The following is a 21,343-nucleotide window of genomic DNA, read 5'->3' as shown; positions in this document are numbered from 1 at the left end:
ACCTGAAGGCTGAGGGTAACCTGGATGAGTATAAGGAAAATGGCAGGGGCGGCTGGATTCGAACCAACGCATGGCAGGATCAAAACCTGCTGCCTTACCGCTTGGCGACGCCCCTGTATCTGTTGCTGCGAACGCTTATGCGCTCGACTTCTTGATCAGACTCTGCAGCTTGCGATGCAACATCGAAACGTTGCTTCCCTTTGCCACAAACCCTGCTTGGGTCGCTGAAAGAAGGGCCAGAACTCTACCAGCTTCGGCTTTGCTTGGGAAGGCCCCAAACACACAACTTCCAGTGCCGGTCATTCGAGCTTCGGTGAATTTACCCAGTGAATTCAGCGCATTGCGAACTTCTGGATACCGTTGCTCTACCACCGGTTGGCAGTCATTTCGACTGTTTCCCTCGGGAACGGGGCGCATCTTAAGGGGGAGGGAATCACGTGTCAACTCTGGATGCGAAAAAATTTCCGCTGTGCTGACAGACACTTGCGGCACCAACACCACATACCAAGGCTCGGGCGGATCGACCGGTGTGAGCTGCTCGCCCACGCCCTGGGCGAAGGCCGCGTGCCCACGGACGAACACCGGCACATCGGCGCCCAGGGTCAGGCCGAGGGCAGCCAGACGATCAACGCTCCAATCGAGCTGCCAGAGATGGTGCAGGGCTAGAAGGGTAGTGGCGGCATCGGAACTGCCGCCACCGATGCCGCCGCCCATGGGCAGAACCTTGTCCAGCCAGATATCGGCGCCCAGGCCGCAGCCGGACTGCGCTTGCAGCGCGCGGGCGGCGCGCACGATCAGGTTGCTGTCGTGGGGCACGTGGTCGATGGCGGTGTGCAGGCGGATCTGGCCGTCATCACGCCGCTCGAAGGTCAATTCGTCAGCGTGGTCGAGGAACTGGAATACGGTTTCCAGTTCGTGATAGCCATCGGCGCGACGCCCGGTGATGTGCAGCCACAGGTTGAGCTTGGCCGGGGCGGGCAGGGTGAGTCGGGACATCGGTTCAGTGCCCCAGCTGACGCGGCTGCCAGTCCTTGATCACCAAGGTCACATCGATGTTCTCGCCGTGCAGCTTGAGGCGCTCGGGCAGCCAGTAGCCGTTCTGCTCGCTGTAGCTCAGGTACTCCACCTCCCAGCCATCCTGGGTCAGACGCGCCAGGCGGCTGTCGCCATCGAGGGTGAGCTGGCTCTTGCTATCGGGGGCCGGCAGGCCACGTACCCACCACACCAGGTGCGACACCGGCAGGCGCCAGCCGAGTTGTTCTTCGAGCAGGGCTTCGGGACTGGTGGCCTCGTAGCGGCCCTGGTTGGCCACTTCCAGTACCACGCCGCCGGGTCGCCCGGTCAGGCGCGCGGCGCCACGGCCCAGCGGGCCGGCCAGGCGAATGTCGTAGTAGTCCTGGCGCTGCAGCCAGAACAGCGTGCCGCTGCCAGAGTCGCGCGGGGCGCGGATGCCGACCTTGCCGTTGATCTGCCAGCCGTCGAGGCTGCTCAACTGCTGCTTGTGCTCGCGCCACAGTTGCGGGCTGCCCTTGCCCTGCACGGCTTCACGGGAGCCCATGCCGGCACAGCCGGCCAGCAGGGCGATGAGGGCGAAGGTAAGAAGATGACGCACAGGCATGGTTCAGAGGGTCTCGGATCCGGTCAGGCGCAGGACGGTCTTGCGCAGAATGGGGTTGTCGGGCTGCTCGGCGAAGGCCTTGGCCCACACCTGGCGGGCCTCGCGGCGCTTGCCATTGGCCCACAGCACTTCGCCCAGGTGGGCGGCCACTTCGGGGTCGGGCAGGCGCTCGAGGGCCTGGCGCAGCAGGCGCTCGGCCTCGTCCAGATGGCCGAGGCGATAATTGACCCAGCCCAAGCTGTCGAGCACGGCGGGGTCATCGGGGGTGATCTGGCTGGCCTTCTCGATCAGCGCCTTGGCTTCGCCGTAACGGGTGGTGCGGTCGGCGAGGGTGTAGCCCAGGGCATTGAGGGCCATGGCGTTTTCCGGCTCGCGGGTGATGATGGCGCGCAAGTCCTGCTCCATCTGCACGATGTCGTCGCGCTTTTCCGCCAGCATGGCGCGGGTGTAGAGCAGGTTGAGGTCATCGGGGTAACGCTTGATCGCCTGCTGCAGCACCTGGTCGGCCTGGTCTTCCTGGCCATTGTTGCCCAGGGTCTCGGCTTCGATCAGGTACAACTGGATCGCGTAGTCGGGCTGTGCTTCACGGGCTTCGGCCAGGTGACGCGAGGCCTCGGCGCTGCGGCCGTTGGCGATGAGGATGTCGGCCTGGCGCAGTTGCGCGGGCAGGTAATCCGGGCCAGGACCTACCAGCGCATATTCGCGCAGGGCGGCTGCCGGCAGGTTGCGTTCTTCGCGGATGCGTCCCAGGTTCAGGTGCGCGGCGTCGACGTTGCTGTCGCGCTCGACCATTTCCTGCAGGTAGCCTTCGGCTTCATCCCAGTCCTTGTTCTCCATGCTCACCAGTGCCAGCGAATAACGCAGTTCGTCGTCATCGGGGTACTGCTGCAGCAGGTTCTCGAACTCGGCCTTGGCTTCGCTGATGTGGTTCTGCTCGACCAGCGTGCGCGCGTAGGTGATGCGCAGGCGCTTGTCCTCGGGGTTGTCGCGGATCGCCGTGCGCAGCAGCGGCAGCGCTTCGTCGCCGCGCTCGAGGGTTTGCAGCAGGCGTGCGCGCAGCAGGATCGGCGCGATTTCGCCGTTGCGCGGCGGGTGCTGTTCCAGCAGGTCGAGCGCCTGTTCGGTCTTGTCGTCCTGGTTGAGCAGCAAGGCCTTGCCGAACACCAGTTGACCGTTGTCCGGGTACTTCACCAGCAGACGATCGAAGCTCTTGAGCAGACCGTCGCGGGTCGCCTGGTCGGTTTCGGCGGCCGAGAGCGCGAGGAAATCGAAATGGGTGTCGCCCTGGCCCTGAAGTACCTTCTCCATGTAGGCCATGGAGTCGTCATAGCGTCCGGCGCGGGCCAGTTGGATGGCCGCGGCGCGCTGCGCGTCGAGGTTCTGTGGGTCGTTGCGTGCCCAGATCAGTGCGGTGTCCAGGGCCGGCTCGTCGGCGCCGAGGTACTCGGCGATGCGGTAGGCACGTTCGGAAACACCGGGGTCCTGGGTCTTCTGCGCCTGGTCGACATAGTTGGCCAGGGCGATGTCGAAGCGGTTGCGCTGGCCAGCGAGCTCGGCCACCAACAGGCTGTAGAGGGTATCGGGCTTGAACGATCCATAGACCACCGGCGGTTTGGCTTCGGGCTTGTCGGCCTCGGCAACGGCCGGCTGTTCCTCGCTCTTGTGCGGGACCAGGCTCTGGCAGCCCTGGAGCAGGGCGAAGGCAAGCAGCAATGCGTAGGATCTGTTCATAGGGGCTTTGGAGGACTAACCGGCGGTCGGAGCATGATGACACAAGCGTGGGGGCAAACCCACCTGCGTAGTGTGTGACCGTGCCGGGCCCGGGACGTTCGGCGACCGGTCTCGTACGCGGCTGTCATCGGGTGAGCTGTCTATAGACGATGGTCATGGTCGCGATAGCGAACGGTGGTTGTCCTGAATCCTGCGAAGTAGGACAATTATCGGCTTCCCGTCCCCACCAGCGATCTTGCATGGCCTTTCTTGCCCTCGGTATCAACCATAAGACTGCCTCGGTCGACGTACGCGAGCGCGTGGCGTTTACGCCCGAGCAGCTGGTCGACGCCCTGCAGCAGCTCTGCCGAATGACCGCCAGCCGCGAGGCGGCGATCCTCTCCACCTGCAACCGCAGCGAACTCTATATAGAACAGGATCAGCTCAGCGCCGACGACGTGTTGCAGTGGCTGGCCCACTACCATCGCTTGAGCCTGGACGAACTGCGCGCCAGCGCCTACATCCACGAGGAGCACGACGCGGTCCGGCACATGATGCGTGTGGCGTCCGGGCTCGACTCGTTGGTGCTGGGCGAGCCGCAGATTCTCGGCCAGATGAAGTCGGCCTATGCCGTGGCGCGTGAGGCCGGCACCATCGGTCCGCTGCTGGGGCGTTTGTTCCAGGCCACCTTCAGCGCCGCCAAACAGGTGCGCACCGACACCGCCATTGGCGAAAACCCGGTGTCGGTGGCCTTCGCGGCGGTCAGCCTGGCCAAGCAGATCTTCGCCGACCTCGGACGCAGCCAGGCGCTGCTGATCGGCGCCGGCGAGACCATCACCCTGGTCGCCCGTCACCTGCACGAGCAGGGGGTCAAGCGCATCGTGGTGGCCAACCGCACCCTGGAGCGCGCCAGCCTGCTGGCCGAACAGTTCGGCGCCCATGCGGTGCTGCTGGCCGACATTCCGCAGGAGTTGGCCCACAGCGACATCGTCATCAGTTCCACGGCCAGCCAGTTGCCGATCCTCGGCAAAGGCGCGGTGGAAAGTGCGCTCAAGCAGCGCCGCCACAAGCCGATCTTCATGGTCGACATCGCCGTGCCGCGCGACATCGAGGCGCAGGTGGGCGATCTGGACGACGTCTATCTGTACACCGTCGACGACTTGCACGAAGTGGTCGCGGAAAACCTCAAAAGTCGCCAGGGCGCGGCCCAGGCTGCCGAAGAGCTGGTGAGCGTCGGCGCCGAGGATTTCATGGGGCGCCTGCGCGAGCTGGCGGCGGTGGACGTGCTCAAGGCCTACCGCCAGCAGAGCGAGCGCCTGCGTGACGAAGAACTGCACAAGGCCCAGCGCCTGCTGGCCAACGGCGGCAACCCCGAAGAGGTGCTCGCCCAGTTGGCTCGCGGTCTGACCAACAAGCTTCTGCACGCCCCCAGCGTGCAACTGAAGAAGCTCTCCGCCGAAGGCCGCGTCGATGCGCTGGCCATGGCCCAGGAACTCTTTGCCCTTCACGAAGGCGCCACGGACAAGACCCCGCAATGAAAGCGTCGCTGCTGAAAAAACTGGAGATTCTCCAGGACCGCTTCGAAGAACTCACCGCCCTGCTGGGCGATGCCGAGGTCATTTCCGACCAGACTCGCTTTCGCGCCTATTCCCGTGAGTACGCCGAAGTCGAGCCGGTGTTCGTCGCCTACAGCGCCTGGCGCAAGGTGCAGGACGACCTGGAGGGCGCCCAGGCGCTGCTCAAGGACAGCGACCCTGACCTGCGCGAAATGGCCGTGGAGGAAGTGCGCGAGGCCAAGGAACAACTGCTTGCCCTGGAGGCGCAACTGCAGCGCATGCTGCTGCCCAAAGACCCCAATGACGGGCGCAACGTGTTTCTGGAAATCCGCGCCGGGACCGGCGGTGACGAGGCCGCCATCTTCTCCGGCGACCTGTTCCGCATGTACTCGCGTTACGCCGAAAAGCGCGGCTGGCGCCTGGAAATCCTGTCGGAGAACGAAGGCGAGCACGGCGGTTACAAGGAGATCATCGCCCGCGTCGAGGGCGACAACGTCTACGCCAAGCTCAAGTTCGAGTCCGGCGCGCACCGCGTGCAACGTGTGCCGGAAACCGAGTCGCAGGGCCGTATCCACACCTCGGCATGCACCGTGGCGGTACTCGCCGAGCCCGACGAGCAGGCGGCGATCGAGATCAACCCGGCCGACCTGCGCGTGGATACCTACCGTGCCTCGGGCGCGGGCGGTCAGCACGTCAACAAGACCGACTCGGCCATTCGCATCACGCACCTGCCGACCGGCATCGTGGTCGAGTGCCAGGAAGAGCGATCCCAGCACAAGAACCGTGCCCGTGCCCTGTCCTGGCTGTCGGCCAAGCTCAATGACCTGCAGACCAGCGCCGCGCAGAACGCCATCGCCAGCGAACGCAAGTTGCTGGTCGGCTCGGGCGATCGCTCCGAGCGTATCCGCACCTACAATTATCCACAGGGCCGGGTGACCGACCACCGCATCAACCTGACGCTGTATTCGCTGGACGATGTGCTCGCCGGCGGCGTCGATGCCGTGATCGAGCCCTTGCTCGCCGAATACCAGGCCGATCAACTGGCCGCCCTGGGGGACTGATGACCATCATCGCCAGCCTGCTGCGCAACGCGCAGTTGCCCGACTCCTCCAGCGCGCGTCTGGACGCCGAACTGCTGTTGTCTGCGGCCCTGGGCAAGTCGCGCAGCTACCTGCACACCTGGCCCGAGCGCATCGTCAGCAGCGAGGCGGCCGACACCTACGCTGCCTGGCTGGAGCGCCGCCGCGCCGGCGAGCCGGTGGCCTACATTCTGGGTCACCAGGGTTTCTGGAAACTCGATCTGGAAGTGGCGCCCCACACCCTGATTCCTAGGCCTGACACCGAGCTGCTGGTGGAGGCAGCGCTGGAGTTGCTGCCGGCAAGCGCTGCGCAGGTACTGGACCTGGGCACCGGCACCGGGGCCATCGCCTTGGCCCTGGCCAGCGAATGTCCGGCCTGGCAGGTGACGGCCGTGGACCGTGTCGAGGAGGCCGTGGCCTTGGCCGAGCGTAACCGCCAGCGTCTGCACCTGGCCAACGTGCAGGTGCGCGCCAGCCATTGGTTCGACGCGCTCGGCGGTGAGCGCTTCGACCTGATCATCAGCAACCCGCCCTACATCGCCAGCGAAGACCCGCACCTGAGTGCCGGTGACGTGCGTTTCGAGCCGAGCAGCGCACTGGTGGCCGGTGCCGATGGCCTGGACGACCTGCGCCTGATCATTGCCCGGGCGCCCCAGCACCTGATGGCCGGTGGCTGGCTGCTGCTCGAACACGGCTACGACCAGGCCAGCGCAGTGCGTGAATTGCTCACGGCCAGCGGCTTCAGCGATGTCGGCAGTCGCCGCGATCTCGGCGGTCATGAGCGCATCAGTCTGGGCCGCCTGCCGTGCTGAGCGACGACGAGCTGCTGCGCTACAGCCGCCAGATCCTGCTGGCGCAGGTGGATATCGACGGTCAGTCGCGGCTCAAGCAGAGCAGGGCGTTGGTGGTCGGACTGGGTGGTCTGGGCTCGCCTGTGGCGCTGTACTTGGCGGCCGCAGGCGTGGGCGAGCTGCATCTGGCCGATTTCGACACGGTCGAGCTGACCAACCTGCAGCGCCAGGTACTGCATGACACCGACAGCCTCGGGCTGAGCAAGGTCGACTCGGCGCTGCGGCGTTTACAGGCGATCAATCCGCAGGTCCGCCTGGTCGCCCATCGCCAGGCCCTGGATGAGGATTCCCTCGCGGCAGCAGTGGCCAACGTGGACCTGGTGCTGGACTGCTGCGACAACTTCGCCACCCGCGAGGCGGTCAACGCGGCGTGCGTGGCAGCCGGCAAACCGTTGGTCAGCGGTGCGGCGATTCGCCTGGAAGGGCAGTTATCGGTGTTCGATCCACGGCAGGCGCACAGCCCCTGTTACCACTGCCTGTATGGCCATGGCAGCGAAGCCGAATTGACCTGCAGCGAAGCCGGGGTGATCGGCCCGCTGGTGGGCCTGGTCGGCAGCCTGCAAGCGCTGGAGGCGCTCAAATTGTTGGCCGGTTTCGGCGAACCGCTGGTGGGACGCCTGTTGCTCATCGATGCCCTGGGTACACGCTTTCGCGAGCTGCGGGTCAAGCGCGACCCACAGTGCGCCGTGTGCGGCAGCCGCCATGGCTGATCGCTCGGCGCCGGTCGGCGTCATGGATTCGGGGGTGGGCGGTCTGTCGGTGCTGGCCGATATCCACCGCCTGTTGCCGGCCGAGTCGCTGCTCTACGTGGCTGACTGCGGCCATGTGCCCTACGGCGAGAAGTCGCCGGACTACATCCGCGAGCGCTGCCGGCGCATTGCCGCGTTTTTCCAGGCGCGGGGCGCCAAGGCCATGGTGCTGGCCTGCAATACGGCGACGGTGGCGGCGGTAGCCGACCTTCGTCAGCGTTATCCCGAATGGCCATTGGTTGGCATGGAGCCTGCGGTCAAGCCGGCGGCGGCGGCGACCCGCTCTGGCGTGGTCGGCGTGCTGGCGACCACTGGCACCTTGCAGAGCGCCAAATTCGCGGCCTTGCTCGATCGGTTCGCAGGCGATGTGCGCGTCGTCACTCAGCCGTGTCCGGGATTGGTGGAATTGATCGAACGGGGCGACTTGAGCAGCCCGCCACTGCGTATCTTGCTGGAGGGCTATGTCCAGCCATTGCTGGTGGCCGGCTGCGACACGCTGATCCTGGGCTGCACGCATTACCCTTTCCTGCGCCCGCTGCTGGCGCAGATGGTGCCCGAAGACGTAGCGATCATCGATACCGGCGCAGCCGTGGCCAGGCAGTTGCAGCGTCTGCTGCAGGGCCGGAATCTGCTCGCCGATGGCCCGGCGCGCGACGCCGAATTCTTCAGCAGTGCCGAGCCGCAGCGGCTGCGCGAGGTGTTACCTGCGTTGTGGGCTGCGCCTGTGGCGCAGGTCATGGCGTTCAGCGGCTGAGGCGCAGCCTGCGTTGCGCTCAGTCTTCGCTGGGCAGCGGCCATAGCAAGGTCGGATCCAGCACTTCCAGCACCAGTTCGCGGTGCTCGCTGTCCAGTTTGCTCAGCAATTCCTGCGCCGCGCTGTCGGCCGTCCACTGCTCCGGCAACGCCAGGGCATTGCTTACGGGCGATTTGGTCGACTGCGGTGCGGCTATCATCAGCTTCACGCCCAGGTCGCCCAATGCCTTGCGTTGTTCGCGCACCCAGTGCGGCAGACTGTTATGCCCGGCAGGGCTTTGCGCTGGAGAGTAGCGCTGCAAGGCCGAGTAGCGGCTGAAAATCGCCATCACGCGGGGATTTTCGCCCCGTGCCAGCAAGGGTAGGGCGCTGGCCAACGCCTGTTCGGTGGCGTGCCAGTTGCTTTGCAGGATCTGCTCGAAGATCTCTGCTGCAGGGAGGTTCGGGGCCAGGTAGTCACAGGTACCTGCATTGATGATCAAGACATCAAGCGTGCCCCACTGCGATTGCAGGCGTTGACCGGCCGATTGGGCGTCGGCGAGTTCGTGCAGGTTGCCTGGAAGGTGCAGCAGGCGTGGACCGTAAAGCTCGATCAGGGCTTCGAGTTCGTGAGTGTGCCGGCCACTGACCGCGACTCGATGCCCGTCGGCGAGCAGCTGCTCTGCCATTGCCATTGCGAGCCCACGGGTGGCTCCGGTAATCCAGAAACTGCGAGTACTGCTCAATTCTGCGTCCTTAACTGGAGGCGGCGGACAGCCCCTTGAACGCCGCAAGTGCTCTTTGTCGACTTTTCCCTAGGTCAACGATCGGGCTGACGTAGCAACTTGTATCAAATAAATCAGAGGATTTCACTGGCAAATGAATGGTCTTGTTATCCAGCCGAGTGAGCTCGGGTAACCAATGGCGAATGAATCGCCCGTCTGGATCGAACCGCTGCGATTGTGTGACAGGGTTGAAGATCCGGAAATAGGGCACTGAATCGGTTCCAGTCGACGCGCTCCATTGCCAGCCACCGTTATTGGCAGCAAGGTCGCCGTCGATCAGGTGACGCATGAAATGTTGCTCGCCTTTGCGCCAATCGATCAAGAGGTTCTTGCTCAGGAACATGGCCACCACCATTCGAAGCCGGTTATGCATCCAGCCGGTGTGCAGCAACTGGCGCATGGCCGCATCGATCAGGGGAATGCCGGTGCGACCCTGTTGCCAGGCTTCGAAGTCGTCCGGCGCAGTGCGCCAGGGCAGTGCTTCGGTATGGGCACGAAATGCCTTGTGCCGCGACACCTGTGGATAACCCACCAGGATGTGTTTGTAGAACTCGCGCCACAGCAACTCCTCGATCCAGGTGCGTGCACCTTTACTGCCACTGTCCAATTCGCCCCGATTGCTGGTCAGGGCGGCATGCAGGCATTGCCGAGGCGAGATCACGCCAGCGGCCAGGTAGGCCGACAGTTGACTGGTGCCGGGCGTGGCCGGCAGATCGCGCGCTACGTGGTAATCGTCGATCAGCTCATCGACGAAGCGGCCGAGCCGGGCCTGTGCTTCCTGCTCGCCCGCCGGCCAGTGGTCGCGAATGCTCTGCGCGGGCTTGTCGAAACCGGTTATATGCTGCGGGATCGGGTCGTGGGCGATGGACAGTGGCGCCTGGGCTTTCACGCGGTGGGCCTGAGCGGGCAGGCTGCGGTGCAAGTGCTCGAGACAGGCCTTGCGGAACTGGCCGAACACCTGGAAGTAGTTGCCGGCCTTGGTCAGCAGCGTGCCGGGCTTGAAGAACAGTTGATCGAGGTGCGTTTTCACGGCAATGCCGGCGTGTTCCAGGCATTCACGCGTCTGCTGATCGCGCTGCGCTTCGTTGAGGCCGTATTCGTCGTTCCAATGGACCGTCTGCACCTTGTGCTTCTGACAGACGGCTAGCACTGTTTGCGGCACCTGTTGCCAGGTGTCCGTGTGGCCGATGAGCAGCGGAATGTTCAAGGCGTCCAGTGCGTGGCGCAGGTCACGCAGGTTGCGCAGCCAGAAATCGACCTTGGCCGGTGCGTCGTCGTGCGCGTGCCATTGCTCGGGGCTGGCGATCCACAAGGCAATGGTCGGCCCCTGCTGGGTGGCAGCGCTCAGTGCGATGTTGTCGTCGATGCGCAGATCGCTGCGCAGCCAGATCAATTGCATGTCAGGGTCTCGCACTGGAGCTTGAGGTCGACTGCTGGAGCAGACGCAAAGCTTGCTGGGGTGTGTCGAACAGCTGCGAGGCGGGAAGGCCCAACGCGCGCAGCCGCTCTTCATGTATGGGAGCACTGGCACCCCCCAAGAGTTTCACCAGCGTGACAGTGGCCAGTGGCATCAATGACGGAACGTCCAGTCGTGCGCCCAAATGCAGTACCAGCGCCCTGGGTTGCAAGCGCTCGATGGCGTGCAGTAGCTGTTTGCCGCTCACCGGCTGCTCGAGAATCTCCACCGCCATGCCACTGCTGCTCAGCAGCCAGGCGGTCAGCCACAGGCGCTCGTTGAACGGTTGTTCGGCGGTGGTGGCCAACAGCACCGGCGGGCCGTCGAGCGAGTGATTGTCGTGATAGACCCGCGCCCCCAGCTTGCTGCGCAGCCAGGTGTGGAAGAAGGCCTGTTCCAGCCGTGCGTCGAAGTGATGGCGCCAGCGTTGCTCCAGTTGCTCGAGCAAGGGCAGCAGCAGTTGGTCACACAGGGTCGAGGCCGGGTACAGCGCCATGGCCTGGTTCAACTGTTGGTCCAGCGAGCGCTGGGCGAGGTTGGCGATGGCATCGATGAGCTTCTCGCAACGCGCTTGCCAGTCGCTGTTGAGCACAGGCGTCGCGCTGCCGCTGTTCTCCAGCAGGTCGCGCACCTGGCTGACCGAGGCGCCACGTTCCAGCCATTGCAGGATCTCTTGCACCTTCTGTACATGCGCTTCGCGGTACAGGCGATGTCCTTTGGGCGTGCGATCGGGCACCAGCAGGCCGTAGCGGCGCTCCCAGGCGCGCAGGGTCACTGGGTTGACGCCGGTACGTCGGGCCAGCTCGCCGATGGGCAGGTCGTCTTCAGAGTGCATTGCGCAGCCCCATGTTTTCCGGATGCGGTTGCAGGTAGGCCTGCTGCAGCAGATACGGATCGGGATGATTGCGCAGGTGATGCTTGAGCAGGGTCAGCGGTACCACGAGCGGGACGATGCCCTCCTGGTACTGGCCGATCAGATGCTGCAGCTCGGCCTTGTCGCTGCCGTCCAGGGCATCGCGCAGGTAGCCGCACAGGTGCTGCAGCACATTGCTGTGGGTGCCGCGGCTGGCACACCGGCGCAGGGCCTGCATCAACTGCGTGAAGTAACGCGGACCGAGCTCGTCGGGATCGTCGTTGCGGGTCATGCTGCCGAGCAGGTGGCCCAGTTGCCGATAGGCCTGGGGATTGTGGGCCATCAACAGGTACTTGTAGCGGGCATGGAAACCCTGCAAGGCCGCGCGGCTCAGGCCCTGCGACAGCAGATTCTGCCAGTCGGCGTAGGCATAGACGCGGCTGATGAAGTTCTCGCGCAGCACCGGGTCGTGCAGGCGGCCTTCTTCCTCCACCGGCAGATCCGGGCGCCGTTCGCAGAACGCTTGGGCATAGGCACCGCGGCCGCCTTGCAGCGATGGGCGGCCGTTGTCTTGATAGACCTTGACCCGTTCCAGGCCGCAGGACGGCGATTTCTGCATGAACACATAACCGCAGATATCGTCGAGCGCCTCGGCCATCTGCTGGCCATAGGCACGCAGCGGCGGCGCCAGGTCGGTGCCGGGATTGCGCGGATTGATCACTTCCGGCGACTGAGGGTCGCCCACCAGGCGGATCGCCTCGCGGGGTATGCCCAGGCCAATGGCTACTTCAGGGCACAACGGCACCCATTCGAAATGCTCGTCGAGCGACTGACACAAGTCCGAGGCCTTGTGACCGCCGTTGTAACGCACGTCCTGGCCGGCGAGGCAGGCGCTGATGGCGATGCGGGGTTTACCTGTCGAGTGCTGGGGGTCCATGCTGCCGCTCCCTAAACTTGTACAAGGTTTATTTCTTGTACAGGTCTATTCCAGCACATCGAAAAACTTATGCAAGGAAAATTTCTTGTACAACGCTATTCGAGGTGCTCCAGCAGACGGCGCGCCGCCTCCTGGCCGCTCAGCCAGGCGCCTTCGACCCGCCCGGACAGGCACCAGTCGCCACACGCGTAGAGCCCCTGGTCGGCATCGGCGAGCGCGCCCCACTCATGGCTGCCGGCGGGCCGGGCGTAGAGCCAACGGTGGGCCAAGGCAAAGGTCGGTGCGGGCACGACGCACCCGACCAGTTCGGCGAACTCACCGTGCAGCGTGTCGATCACCTCGTCCTTGGGCAGGTCGATGTGCTGCCGGCTCCAGGCGGAAGTCGCATGCAGCACCCACGTATCGAGGTGCTCGTCACGGCCGGGCTTGCTGCGGTTGCGCGCCAGCCAGTCGAGGGGACTGTCCTGCACGAAGCAGCCTTGCATCGGGGTGTTCAAGGCCGCGTTGAAGCCCAGCGCGACCGCCCAGGTGGGTTCCATCTGCACGCTCGCGGCAACCGCCGCCAGCTTGGGTGTGGCTGCCAGCAGCGGCGTGGCCTGCGGTGCCGGCACGGCGATCACCACGCGGCTATAGGGGCCGTGGCTGCAGCCTTCGGTGTCCTGCAGGTGCCAGAACTGCTTGCCGCGAAACACTTCGGCGATGCGGCAGCCGAAGTGCACGGTGACGTCTTCGAGCAGGCCTCGGGTGATGGCGCTCATGCGCGGTACACCGACCCAGCGGGTCTGCTCGTCGGGGGAGGGGGTGAGTTGGCCGTCGCGGTAGTTGTAGAGCTGCGGCTTCCATTGCGCCGCCCAACCGGCGGCGACCCAGCTCTGCACGTGTTCGACGAAGCGTCGATCACGGGCGGTGAAGTATTGTGCGCCCAGATCGAGGGCGCCCGCCTCGCTGCGCTTGCTGGCCATGCGCCCGCCACTACCATGGCCCTTGTCGAACACATGCACAGTCTGCCCGGCCTTCTGCAGGGCCTGGGCGGCGGACAGGCCGGCGATGCCGGCCCCGATGATCGCGATAGGTACTGTCATGATGGCCTCTTCGAACCGTGCTGGAAGCAGACTACGCTGTCAGACAAACCTGTACAATGCAGAAGTTTTGTATAAGGTTATTCCACCCGGTGGAACAGGTTGGCCTATGTTTATCCGAGAGCGTCGGGTTGAAAAAGTGCCTTGAAGTTAAAAATAGACCATAGCCACAGCATGCGAGGACACAGCCATGCACATCGTGCTGACAGGGGGTACAGGCTTGATCGGACGGCATCTGTGCCGACGCTGGTTGAGCCAGGGACATCGCTTGACGGTCTGGAGTCGCGATCCCGCCCAGGTGCCTCGGCGCTGCGGCGAAGGCGTGCGCGGCATCGCCCGGCTGGAGGATATTGCGCCGAGCGATCAGGTCGATGCGGTGGTCAACCTGGCCGGTGCACCCATTGCCGACCGACCGTGGACCGCTTCGCGCCGTCACCTGCTGTGGGCCAGCCGTATCACCCTGACCGAGCAACTGCTGGCGTGGCTCGAAACGCGTGAGCAGCGCCCCGAGGTGCTGGTGTCCGGCTCGGCAGTGGGCTGGTATGGCGATGGCGGCGAGCGTGAGTTGACCGAGGCGTCGCCGCCGGTCAAGGAGGATTTCGCCAGCCAGTTGTGCATCGCCTGGGAAGAAACCGCCCAACGCGCCCAAGCGCTGGGACTGCGAGTCGTACTGGTGCGAACCGGGCTGGTGCTGGCTGGCGACGGCGGCTTTTTGTCGCGCCTGCGGCTGCCGTTCAAACTCGGCCTGGGCGGGCCGCTGGGCGATGGACGGCAATGGATGCCTTGGGTTCATATCGAGGATCACATCGCCCTGATTGATTTTCTCTTGCAGCGCACCGACGCCAGCGGTCCCTATAATGCCTGCGCGCCGGAGCCGGTGCGCAACCGGGCGTTCGCCAAGGCACTGGGTCGCGCGCTGCATCGACCGGCCGTACTGCCGGTCCCCGCCCTGCTGCTCAAGGCGGGGTTGGGCGAGCTGTCCACCTTGTTGCTGGGTGGACAGCGGGCCCGCCCGGCACGGTTGCTGGAAGAAGGCTTCACGTTCCGCTTCGACGATCTGCAATCGGCGTTGGACGATCTGTCCGAACGCCTCTGACATAGGACGCTGCATGACCGATCACGCCCTGCTGCTGGTCAACCTAGGTTCACCGGCTTCCACTTCGGTTGCCGACGTGCGCCGTTACCTCAACCAGTTCCTCATGGACCCCTACGTCATCGACCTGCCCTGGCCGGTGCGTCGGCTGCTGGTGTCGCTGATCCTGATCAAGCGCCCGGAACAGTCGGCCCACGCCTACGCGTCGATCTGGTGGGACGAGGGCTCGCCGCTGGTGGTGCTGACCCGCCGTCTGCAAGCGGCCATCACCCCGCACTGGCCCCACGGACCGGTGGAGGTCGCCATGCGCTACGGCCAGCCGGCGCTGCCCCAGGTCCTGGAGCGGCTCGCGGCGCAAGGTGTACGCAAGGTGACCCTGGCGCCGTTGTACCCACAGTTCGCCGACAGCACCGTGACCACCGTGGTGGAGCAGGCGCGCAAGACCCTGGCCGAGCAGAAACTGGCGATGGAGTTGCGAGTGCTGCAGCCCTTCTACGACGAACCCGACTATATCGACGCGCTGGTGGCCAGTGCTCAGCCTTATCTGCAGCAGGAGTACGACCACCTGCTGCTGAGCTTCCACGGTTTGCCGGAGCGCCATCTGAAGAAGCTCGATCCGACCGGTTCGCATTGCCTGCAGAGCGCCAATTGCTGTGAAACCGCCTGCCCCCAAGTGCGCAAGGTCTGCTATCGCTCGCAGTGCCTGGCCAGTGCGGCGGCCTTTGCCAAGGCGGCAGGCATTCCCGACGGTAAGTGGTCGGCCTCGTTCCAGTCGCGTCTGGGGCGAGCCAAATGGATCGAGCCCTACACCGAGACGCGCCTGGATGAACTGGCGGCGGCCGGGGTGAAGAAGCTGTTGGTGATGTGCCCGGCGTTCGTCGCTGATTGCATCGAGACGCTGGAAGAGATCGGTGACCGCGGCAAGGAGCAGTTCATCGAGGCCGGCGGTGAAGCGTTGGTGCTGGTGCCGTGCCTGAACGATCACCCGCAGTGGGCGCAGGTGCTGGCGGGGATGTGCGAGAAGGCGTGAAAACAGCAGGGGCTGCAGTGCAGCCCCCATGAGTTCAACGCAGGCTCAAGGCAACTGATCGTCCAGCGTCTTGTTTTTCCAGCCATCGTTGCCCGGCAGAATCAAGTTCAGGGCGATGGCCACTACCGCGCACAGCGCGATGCCCTTCAGCCCCCAATCGTCGGGGCCGTCGCCGCTGCCGATCAACACGCCGCCGATACCGAACACCAGGGTCACCGAGACGATGACCAGGTTGCGCGCTTCGGCCAGGTCGATCTTGTGGCGGATCAGGGTGTTCATGCCCACCGCCGCGATCGAGCCGAACAACAGGCACAGAATGCCGCCCATCACCGGCACCGGGATGCTTTGCAGCAGCGCGCCGAACTTGCCGATGAAGGCCAGGGTGATGGCGAACACCGCCGCCCAGGTCATGATCTTCGGGTTGTAGTTCTTGGTCAGCATCACCGCGCCGGTCACTTCGGCATAGGTGGTGTTGGGCGGGCCGCCGAACAGGCCGGCAGCGGTGGTGGCCAGGCCGTCACCGAGCAGCGTGCGGTGCAAACCGGGCTTTTTCAGGTAGTCGCGGCCGGTCACGCTGCCCACGGCGATCACCCCACCGATATGCTCGATGGCCGGGGCCAGGGCCACTGGCACGATGAACAGGATCGCCTGCCAGTTGAACTCCGGCGCGGTGAAGTTGGGCAGTTCCAACCATGGCGCGGCGGCGATCTTCGCCGTGTCCACCACACCGAAGGCGAAGGACAAGGCGAAGCCGACCAGCACGCCCGCGATGATCGGCACCAGGCGGAAAATGCCTTTGCCGAACACCGCGACGATCAAGGTGGTCAGCAGCGCCGGCATGGAGATCAGCATGGCGGTCTGGTAGGGCATCAACGCGCTGCCGTCGCCGCCCTTGCCCATGGCCATGTTGGCGGCGATCGGCGCCATGGCCAGGCCAATGGAGATGATCACCGGGCCGATGACGACCGGCGGCAGCATGCGGTCGATGAAACCGGTGCCTTTGATCTTCACCATCAGGCCCATGAAGGTGTAGACGAAGCCAGCGGCCATTACCCCGCCCATGGTCGCAGCAAGGCCGAACTGGCCCTTGGCGAGGATGATCGGGGTGATGAAGGCGAAGCTGGAGGCCAGGAACACCGGCACCTGGCGCCCCGTGACCAATTGGAACAACAGCGTGCCCAGGCCCGCGGTGAACAGCGCCACGTTGGGGTCCAGGCCGGTGATCAGCGGCATGAGCACCAGCGCACCGAATGCCACGAAGAGCATCTGTGCGCCCGAAACGACCTGACGCCAGAGCGGGTCGTTGTAGCCGTCCTGCATGGTCAGGCGTCCTTCTGCTTGGTGCCGAAGATCTTGTCGCCGGCATCGCCCAGGCCCGGCACGATGTAGCCGTGCTCGTTCAGGCGCTGGTCGATCGAGGCGGTGTAGATCTGCACATCCGGGTGCGCCTTGTTGACCACCTCGATGCCTTCGGGCGCGGCCACCAGCACCATGGCGCGGATTTCCTTGCAGCCGGCTTTCTTCAGCAGGTCGATGGTGGCGACCATCGAGTTGCCGGTGGCCAGCATCGGGTCGATGATCAGCGCCAGGCGCTGGTTGATGTCCGGCGCCAGCTTCTCCAGGTAGGTGTGCGCTTCGAGGGTTTCCTCGTTGCGCGCCACGCCCACGGCGCTGACCTTGGCGCCCGGCACCAGGCTGAGCACGCCATCGAGCATGCCGATACCAGCGCGCAGGATCGGCACGACGGTGATCTTCTTGCCGGCGATCTTCTCGACCTGGACCTTGCCGCACCAGCCGTCGATCTCGTAGGTTTCCAGGGGCAGGTCCTGGGTGGCTTCATAGGTCAGCAGTGCGCCGACTTCCTGGGCGAGTTCGCGAAAATTCTTGGTGCTGATATCGGCACGGCGCATCAGGCCGAGCTTGTGGCGGATCAGCGGATGGCGGATCTCACGAGTGGGCATAGGGGAGGGCTCCGGAAGGCGGGCAAAAAAACCGCGTAAGATTAATCTATTCAGTCCGTGCTGTCGTGCAGTCATTGTGCACGTTAGTCCATAAAGGCTTGATCTGCGGCGAGCGGGTGCGTACCTTTGCCCGCTTTTCCAAAATGCACCTGCTGGAGAGCGCCATGTCCGCCGATCTAGAGCATATCCGCCAAGTGATGAGCGAGGCCGATTGCCTGTACACCGAAGCCCAGGTCGAAGCGGCCATCGCCCAAGTCGGCGAGCGGATCTGCAAGGACCTGCACGACAAGAACCCGGTGGTGTTCTGCGTGATGAACGGCGGATTGATCTTCGCCGGCAAGCTGCTCACCCACCTGCAGTTCCCGCTGGAAGCCTCCTACCTGCACGCTACCCGCTACCGCAACCAGACCAGCGGCGGTGAGCTGTTCTGGAAGGCCAAGCCGGAAGTGTCGTTCATCGACCGCGACGTGCTGATCGTCGACGACATCCTCGACGAGGGCCACACCCTCAGCGCGATCATCGACTTCTGCAAACATGCCGGCGCGCGTTCGGTGTACACCGCCGTGCTGATCGACAAGGACCATGACCGCAAGGCCAGCCCGGGCCTGAAAGCCAATTACGTCGGTCTGCCGTGCGTGGACCGCTACATTTTCGGTTACGGCATGGACTACAAGGGCTACTGGCGCAACGCCAATGGCATCTTCGCCGTGAAGGGGATGTAAGCCATGCGCCAGCCTGCTTTCATCGACAAGACGTTGTTCGACGGGCTGGCCGCCAAGGCCGCCAGCAATCCACGCGGCCGCCAGCACCACAACTTCCATGACATGGAAGAGCCCTGCCATCGCATGGCGGTGGGCCTGCAGACTCACACCTACATTCCGCCGCATCGCCACCTGAGCGCAGACAAGGCCGAGGCGCTGATCGTGCTCAAGGGGCGCCTGGGCCTGCTGATCTTCGATGAGCAAGGGGCGGTGACCGACACGCGCGTGCTGCAGGCCGGTGGCGACTGCCTGGGCGTCGATGTGCCGCCGGGCACCTACCACGGGCTGGTGGTGCTGGAAGAAGACAGTATTCTGTTCGAATGCAAGGCCGGGCCTTATCGTCCGGTCAGCGATGGCGAGATGGCGGCCTGGGCGCCGCGCGAAGGCGAGGACGGCATGCCCGAGTACCTGGCCTGGATGCGCGCTCAGTTCGACTGATCGCGTGTGACCCTGGCATGCTAGGGTTCTGTCTCGGTAATACGTTCACGTTTGGCGAGTGACTTGAGTGTTCGGGCAAGGCGCCACCAACATTGAACAGCCTATTTCCGGGACAGGACACTCGAGTGCTCCTGCCCGCCAAGGAGCCTCTCATGCGTGCCGTTATTCCTCTGCTGCTGGCGCTGAGCCTGCCGCTGTCTGCTGCACCGCTGCACAGCCAGTTCCTGCCACCTGACGACCTTTCCCTGCGCCAGCAGGCGCCCGAGTCCCAGCAACTGCTGCAGGTCACCGATTACTCGGTGGTGGTCGGCGCCCAGCGCCAATCCAATCAACAGCCGATTCCCATCACCTCGTCGCTGACCCTGCGCCTGAAGGGCAAGCCGATGAGCAAGGGCGCGACCGTCAGCCAGGTGCTGGTGACCTTCGACGGCGAGGGTGGCAAGAGCCTCAAGCGTCCCGCTTACGACGAGGCCACACGCACCCTGACCCTGAATTATCCACAGGCCGACTACCGGGTGATCATGGACCTGCTGCGCAACGAGACGGTCTACGTGCAATTCCTCAGCTATGCCAACGGTCATGTCTGGGCCGATCTGCACACCGGCACCGTACGTACGCGTTGAGCGCCGTGGCGCACGCCGGGTACACTGCCCGCCTTTGAAACGCCTGTGATGGCACCGTTGGAGTCGGCAAATGCGTAAAGACAAGAAGCAGGTTATCGGTGACGAGATCAGCGACGACTACATCAAGACATTCCTGCAGTTCGAGCCGGCCGATGGCCAGACCTCGCCCTCGCACCACAAGCTGATCAAGGCCTATCGCGGCTTGCGTATCGACGATTTCGAGCGTTTCGTGGGGTTCTTCGTGGAGGCCGGGTATGACGTCGACGGCAAGGACGAGCACGGCAAGACCTTCGCCGAGGCCATCGCCGACCAGCGCAATGCGCCGGAGTACATCGAGGTGATCGGCCAGGCGCGGGGATGAGGCCAGAGGAGCGGCGAGCGCCGCTCCTCTATTACGTGCGCCTGCGCCTCAGGCGTAGTGCTTGGCCGGGTTTTCCTGGGCCAGGCCCAGGGCGGCATCGTTGTCCGCGCTGATCTGGCGATACAACGCGGCATCGGTGGCCAGGGTCTTCTCGCGGGCCGGGAAGATGTCCTTGAGCTTGGTCGCCCACGCGCCTTTGGTCTGCTCGGGGAAGCAGCGCTCGAGCAGCTCGAGCATGATCGAGACGGTGACCGACGCACCCGGCGAGGCGCCGAGCAGGGCAGCCAGGCTGCCGTCGGCGGCCGAGACCAGCTCGGTGCCGAACTGCAGGATGCCGCCTTTCTTCGGATCCTTCTTGATGATCTGCACGCGCTGACCCGCCACTTCCAGGCGCCAGTCCTCGGCCTTGGCCTGGGGGTAGAAGCGGCGCAACGATTCCAGGCGCTGCTCCATCGACTGCATCACTTCACTGACCAGGTACTTGGTCAGGTCCATGTTGTCGCGGGCCACGGCCAGCATCGGACCGATGTTGCCCATGCGCACCGACAGCGGCAGGTCCATCAGCGAACCGTGCTTGAGGAACTTGGTGGTGAAGCCGGCGTAAGGCCCGAACAGCAGCGACTTCTTGCCATCGACCACGCGCGTGTCCAGGTGCGGCACCGACATGGGCGGGGCGCCCACCGCTGCCTGGCTGTAGACCTTGGCCTGGTGCTGGCTGACGATCTCCGGATTGTCGCAGCGCAGCCACTGGCCGCTGACCGGGAAGCCGCCGAAGCCCTTGCTTTCCGGAATGCCCGAGGCTTGCAGCAGCGGCAGCGCCGCGCCGCCGGCGCCGAGGAAGACGAAACGGGCGTCGACGTCGCGGCTGCTGCCACTGTTGACGTCCTTGACCGTCACCGTCCAGCCATCGCCTTTGCGGCGCAGGCCGGTGACCTTCTTGCTGTACTTGACCTGGGCGTCGGGGCTGTCGCCCAGGCGCTTGAGCAACTGGTTGGTCAGTGCGCCAAAGTTGACATCGGTGCCCTTGAGCACGCGGGTGGCGGCGATGTGCTGGTCGGCCGGGCGGCCCGGCATCATCAGCGGCATCCACTGGTTCATCACGGCCTTGTCTTCGGTGTACTCCATCTCGGCGAAGGCGTGATGCTGCTTGAGCATGTCGAAGCGCTTTTTCAGGAACGCGACGCCTTTGTCACCTTCGACGTAGCTCAGGTGCGGTACCGGGTTGATGAAGGCGCGGGGATCGCCCAAGCCGCCCTGGCGGCTGAGGTAGGCCCAGAACTGGCGCGAAACCTCGAACTGGGTATTGATGTGCACCGCCTTCTTGATGTCGATGCTGCCATCGGCGGCCTGCGGCGTGTAGTTCAGTTCGCACAGCCCGGCGTGACCGGTGCCCGCGTTGTTCCAGGGGTTGGAGCTTTCTGCGGCCCCGGAGTCCATCGCCTCGACGACTTCCAGCGTGATCGCAGGGTCCAGCTCCTTGAGCAGTACGGCCAGGGTGGCACTCATGATGCCCGCGCCTACCAGTACTACATCAACCGATTCGTTCTGCGCCATTTAACGCGTCTCCACAATCTACAGCACCTAATTGACAGCATAGGACCCCTGGGTTGGCCAGGATCGCCATGTCCGACTCTTCGCAGTTGTTGCAACTCCAGCGGACACCGCCAATCG

At 64.6% G+C, this 21,343-nt stretch carries 22 protein-coding genes and 1 tRNA gene; 11 read left to right on the top strand and 12 right to left on the bottom strand.

What is annotated here, in order from left to right; translation table 11 throughout:
* Window positions 1-40: 40 nt before the first annotated feature.
* The 4 genes from NJ69_RS14575 to NJ69_RS14560 form a co-directional block, all read right to left on the bottom strand.
* Window positions 41-115, bottom strand: a tRNA-Gln gene (locus NJ69_RS14575).
* Between the two features lie 20 nt (window positions 116-135).
* Window positions 136-996: a 4-(cytidine 5'-diphospho)-2-C-methyl-D-erythritol kinase gene (ispE, locus tag NJ69_RS14570; RefSeq protein WP_039580213.1), complete on the bottom strand. Its 861-nt coding sequence runs from the start codon at window positions 994-996 to the stop codon at window positions 136-138.
* A gap of 4 nt (window positions 997-1,000) precedes the next feature.
* Window positions 1,001-1,618, bottom strand: a complete 618-nt coding sequence (lolB, locus tag NJ69_RS14565; protein WP_039580210.1) for a lipoprotein insertase outer membrane protein LolB — start codon at window positions 1,616-1,618, stop codon at window positions 1,001-1,003.
* Window positions 1,619-1,621: 3 nt separating this feature from the next.
* Entirely contained in the window at window positions 1,622-3,349 is a 1,728-nt protein-coding gene (locus NJ69_RS14560; protein WP_039580207.1) for a tetratricopeptide repeat protein, read from the bottom strand.
* A gap of 239 nt (window positions 3,350-3,588) precedes the next feature.
* Here NJ69_RS14560 and hemA point away from each other — a divergent pair, with 239 nt between their 5' ends.
* Genes hemA through murI form a run of 5 tightly spaced genes read left to right on the top strand, consistent with a single transcriptional unit; the run spans window position 3,589 to window position 8,317 of the window.
* Complete coding sequence (hemA, locus tag NJ69_RS14555) at window positions 3,589-4,866, top strand: glutamyl-tRNA reductase (protein WP_039580205.1); 1,278 nt, start codon at window positions 3,589-3,591, stop codon at window positions 4,864-4,866.
* Entirely contained in the window at window positions 4,863-5,945 is a 1,083-nt protein-coding gene (prfA, locus tag NJ69_RS14550; protein WP_039580202.1) for a peptide chain release factor 1, read from the top strand. The genes hemA and prfA overlap by 4 nt, the downstream gene beginning before the upstream one ends.
* Window positions 5,945-6,775, top strand: a complete 831-nt coding sequence (gene prmC, locus NJ69_RS14545) for a peptide chain release factor N(5)-glutamine methyltransferase (RefSeq protein WP_039580200.1) — start codon at window positions 5,945-5,947, stop codon at window positions 6,773-6,775. Before prfA ends, prmC begins: the two co-directional genes overlap by 1 nt.
* Window positions 6,769-7,524: a molybdopterin-synthase adenylyltransferase MoeB gene (locus NJ69_RS14540; protein ID WP_039580197.1), complete on the top strand. Its 756-nt coding sequence runs from the start codon at window positions 6,769-6,771 to the stop codon at window positions 7,522-7,524. Before prmC ends, NJ69_RS14540 begins: the two co-directional genes overlap by 7 nt.
* The gene (gene murI, locus NJ69_RS14535) at window positions 7,517-8,317 is read left to right on the top strand and encodes a glutamate racemase (RefSeq protein ID WP_039580194.1); all 801 of its coding nucleotides are present in this window, start codon (window positions 7,517-7,519) and stop codon (window positions 8,315-8,317) included. The genes NJ69_RS14540 and murI overlap by 8 nt, the downstream gene beginning before the upstream one ends.
* Before the next feature lie 19 nt (window positions 8,318-8,336).
* Here the strand turns inward: murI and NJ69_RS14530 are convergent, their stop codons facing one another.
* The 5 genes from NJ69_RS14530 to NJ69_RS14510 form a co-directional block, all read right to left on the bottom strand.
* Window positions 8,337-9,041, bottom strand: coding sequence for an SDR family NAD(P)-dependent oxidoreductase (locus tag NJ69_RS14530; RefSeq protein ID WP_039580191.1), 705 nt, complete (start codon window positions 9,039-9,041; stop codon window positions 8,337-8,339).
* 10 nt (window positions 9,042-9,051) lie between these two features.
* On the bottom strand, window positions 9,052-10,479 hold the full coding sequence (gene phrB, locus NJ69_RS14525) for a deoxyribodipyrimidine photo-lyase (RefSeq protein ID WP_039580189.1): 1,428 nt from the start codon (window positions 10,477-10,479) through the stop codon (window positions 9,052-9,054).
* A gap of 1 nt (window position 10,480) precedes the next feature.
* Window positions 10,481-11,371 carry a MerR family transcriptional regulator gene (locus NJ69_RS14520; RefSeq protein WP_039580187.1) on the bottom strand — a complete coding sequence of 297 codons (891 nt, stop codon included), beginning with the start codon at window positions 11,369-11,371 and terminating at the stop codon, window positions 10,481-10,483.
* Window positions 11,361-12,326 carry a YbgA family protein gene (locus tag NJ69_RS14515; protein ID WP_039580184.1) on the bottom strand — a complete coding sequence of 322 codons (966 nt, stop codon included), beginning with the start codon at window positions 12,324-12,326 and terminating at the stop codon, window positions 11,361-11,363. The genes NJ69_RS14520 and NJ69_RS14515 overlap by 11 nt, the downstream gene beginning before the upstream one ends.
* Before the next feature lie 95 nt (window positions 12,327-12,421).
* On the bottom strand, window positions 12,422-13,408 hold the full coding sequence (locus tag NJ69_RS14510) for an NAD(P)/FAD-dependent oxidoreductase (RefSeq protein WP_039580182.1): 987 nt from the start codon (window positions 13,406-13,408) through the stop codon (window positions 12,422-12,424).
* 187 nt (window positions 13,409-13,595) lie between these two features.
* Here NJ69_RS14510 and NJ69_RS14505 point away from each other — a divergent pair, with 187 nt between their 5' ends.
* Both NJ69_RS14505 and hemH read left to right on the top strand, forming a co-directional pair.
* The gene (locus NJ69_RS14505; protein ID WP_029615102.1) at window positions 13,596-14,501 is read left to right on the top strand and encodes a TIGR01777 family oxidoreductase; all 906 of its coding nucleotides are present in this window, start codon (window positions 13,596-13,598) and stop codon (window positions 14,499-14,501) included.
* A 13-nt stretch (window positions 14,502-14,514) separates the two neighbouring features.
* Window positions 14,515-15,528, top strand: a complete 1,014-nt coding sequence (gene hemH / locus NJ69_RS14500) for a ferrochelatase (protein ID WP_029615103.1) — start codon at window positions 14,515-14,517, stop codon at window positions 15,526-15,528.
* 45 nt (window positions 15,529-15,573) lie between these two features.
* Here hemH and NJ69_RS14495 read toward each other — a convergent pair whose 3' ends face one another.
* Window positions 15,574-16,848 (bottom strand): uracil-xanthine permease family protein, encoded by a 1,275-nt coding sequence (locus tag NJ69_RS14495; protein WP_029615104.1) that lies wholly within the window; start codon window positions 16,846-16,848, stop codon window positions 15,574-15,576.
* A gap of 2 nt (window positions 16,849-16,850) precedes the next feature.
* Window positions 16,851-17,489, bottom strand: coding sequence for a uracil phosphoribosyltransferase (gene upp / locus NJ69_RS14490; protein WP_029615105.1), 639 nt, complete (start codon window positions 17,487-17,489; stop codon window positions 16,851-16,853).
* Between the two features lie 164 nt (window positions 17,490-17,653).
* Here upp and NJ69_RS14485 point away from each other — a divergent pair, with 164 nt between their 5' ends.
* The 4 genes from NJ69_RS14485 to NJ69_RS14470 all read left to right on the top strand — a co-directional run bounded on the left by NJ69_RS14485 (window position 17,654) and on the right by NJ69_RS14470 (window position 19,672).
* Window positions 17,654-18,211, top strand: a complete 558-nt coding sequence (locus NJ69_RS14485) for a hypoxanthine-guanine phosphoribosyltransferase (protein ID WP_039580180.1) — start codon at window positions 17,654-17,656, stop codon at window positions 18,209-18,211.
* Between the two features lie 3 nt (window positions 18,212-18,214).
* Window positions 18,215-18,688 (top strand): WbuC family cupin fold metalloprotein, encoded by a 474-nt coding sequence (locus tag NJ69_RS14480; RefSeq protein ID WP_039580179.1) that lies wholly within the window; start codon window positions 18,215-18,217, stop codon window positions 18,686-18,688.
* A 152-nt stretch (window positions 18,689-18,840) separates the two neighbouring features.
* On the top strand, window positions 18,841-19,311 hold the full coding sequence (locus NJ69_RS14475) for a hypothetical protein (protein ID WP_039580177.1): 471 nt from the start codon (window positions 18,841-18,843) through the stop codon (window positions 19,309-19,311).
* A gap of 70 nt (window positions 19,312-19,381) precedes the next feature.
* Window positions 19,382-19,672, top strand: a complete 291-nt coding sequence (locus NJ69_RS14470) for a PA4642 family protein (protein ID WP_039580176.1) — start codon at window positions 19,382-19,384, stop codon at window positions 19,670-19,672.
* 48 nt (window positions 19,673-19,720) lie between these two features.
* On the opposite strand, the gene mqo is transcribed toward NJ69_RS14470, so the two are convergent.
* Window positions 19,721-21,226, bottom strand: a complete 1,506-nt coding sequence (mqo, locus tag NJ69_RS14465) for a malate dehydrogenase (quinone) (protein WP_039580175.1) — start codon at window positions 21,224-21,226, stop codon at window positions 19,721-19,723.
* Window positions 21,227-21,343 lie beyond the last annotated feature (117 nt).

The organism is Pseudomonas parafulva, assembly GCF_000800255.1.
Taxonomy (GTDB): Bacteria; Pseudomonadota; Gammaproteobacteria; order Pseudomonadales; family Pseudomonadaceae; genus Aquipseudomonas; species Aquipseudomonas boreofloridensis.
The sequence above is the reverse complement of the archived record's forward strand: the minus strand, read 5'-3'. Positions and strand labels throughout refer to the sequence as shown.

Coding starts and splice junctions, on each gene's coding strand:
- ispE (WP_039580213.1), bottom strand. CDS start 996: ATGTCCCGACTCACCCTGCCCGCCCCGGCCAAGCTCAACCTGTGGCTG.
- lolB (WP_039580210.1), bottom strand. CDS start 1,618: ATGCCTGTGCGTCATCTTCTTACCTTCGCCCTCATCGCCCTGCTGGCC.
- NJ69_RS14560 (WP_039580207.1), bottom strand. CDS start 3,349: ATGAACAGATCCTACGCATTGCTGCTTGCCTTCGCCCTGCTCCAGGGC.
- hemA (WP_039580205.1), top strand. CDS start 3,589: ATGGCCTTTCTTGCCCTCGGTATCAACCATAAGACTGCCTCGGTCGAC.
- prfA (WP_039580202.1), top strand. CDS start 4,863: ATGAAAGCGTCGCTGCTGAAAAAACTGGAGATTCTCCAGGACCGCTTC.
- prmC (WP_039580200.1), top strand. CDS start 5,945: ATGACCATCATCGCCAGCCTGCTGCGCAACGCGCAGTTGCCCGACTCC.
- murI (WP_039580194.1), top strand. CDS start 7,517: ATGGCTGATCGCTCGGCGCCGGTCGGCGTCATGGATTCGGGGGTGGGC.
- phrB (WP_039580189.1), bottom strand. CDS start 10,479: ATGCAATTGATCTGGCTGCGCAGCGATCTGCGCATCGACGACAACATC.
- NJ69_RS14520 (WP_039580187.1), bottom strand. CDS start 11,371: ATGCACTCTGAAGACGACCTGCCCATCGGCGAGCTGGCCCGACGTACC.
- NJ69_RS14515 (WP_039580184.1), bottom strand. CDS start 12,326: ATGGACCCCCAGCACTCGACAGGTAAACCCCGCATCGCCATCAGCGCC.
- NJ69_RS14510 (WP_039580182.1), bottom strand. CDS start 13,408: ATGACAGTACCTATCGCGATCATCGGGGCCGGCATCGCCGGCCTGTCC.
- NJ69_RS14505 (WP_029615102.1), top strand. CDS start 13,596: ATGCACATCGTGCTGACAGGGGGTACAGGCTTGATCGGACGGCATCTG.
- hemH (WP_029615103.1), top strand. CDS start 14,515: ATGACCGATCACGCCCTGCTGCTGGTCAACCTAGGTTCACCGGCTTCC.
- NJ69_RS14495 (WP_029615104.1), bottom strand. CDS start 16,848: ATGCAGGACGGCTACAACGACCCGCTCTGGCGTCAGGTCGTTTCGGGC.
- upp (WP_029615105.1), bottom strand. CDS start 17,489: ATGCCCACTCGTGAGATCCGCCATCCGCTGATCCGCCACAAGCTCGGC.
- NJ69_RS14485 (WP_039580180.1), top strand. CDS start 17,654: ATGTCCGCCGATCTAGAGCATATCCGCCAAGTGATGAGCGAGGCCGAT.
- NJ69_RS14480 (WP_039580179.1), top strand. CDS start 18,215: ATGCGCCAGCCTGCTTTCATCGACAAGACGTTGTTCGACGGGCTGGCC.
- NJ69_RS14475 (WP_039580177.1), top strand. CDS start 18,841: ATGCGTGCCGTTATTCCTCTGCTGCTGGCGCTGAGCCTGCCGCTGTCT.
- NJ69_RS14470 (WP_039580176.1), top strand. CDS start 19,382: ATGCGTAAAGACAAGAAGCAGGTTATCGGTGACGAGATCAGCGACGAC.
- mqo (WP_039580175.1), bottom strand. CDS start 21,226: ATGGCGCAGAACGAATCGGTTGATGTAGTACTGGTAGGCGCGGGCATC.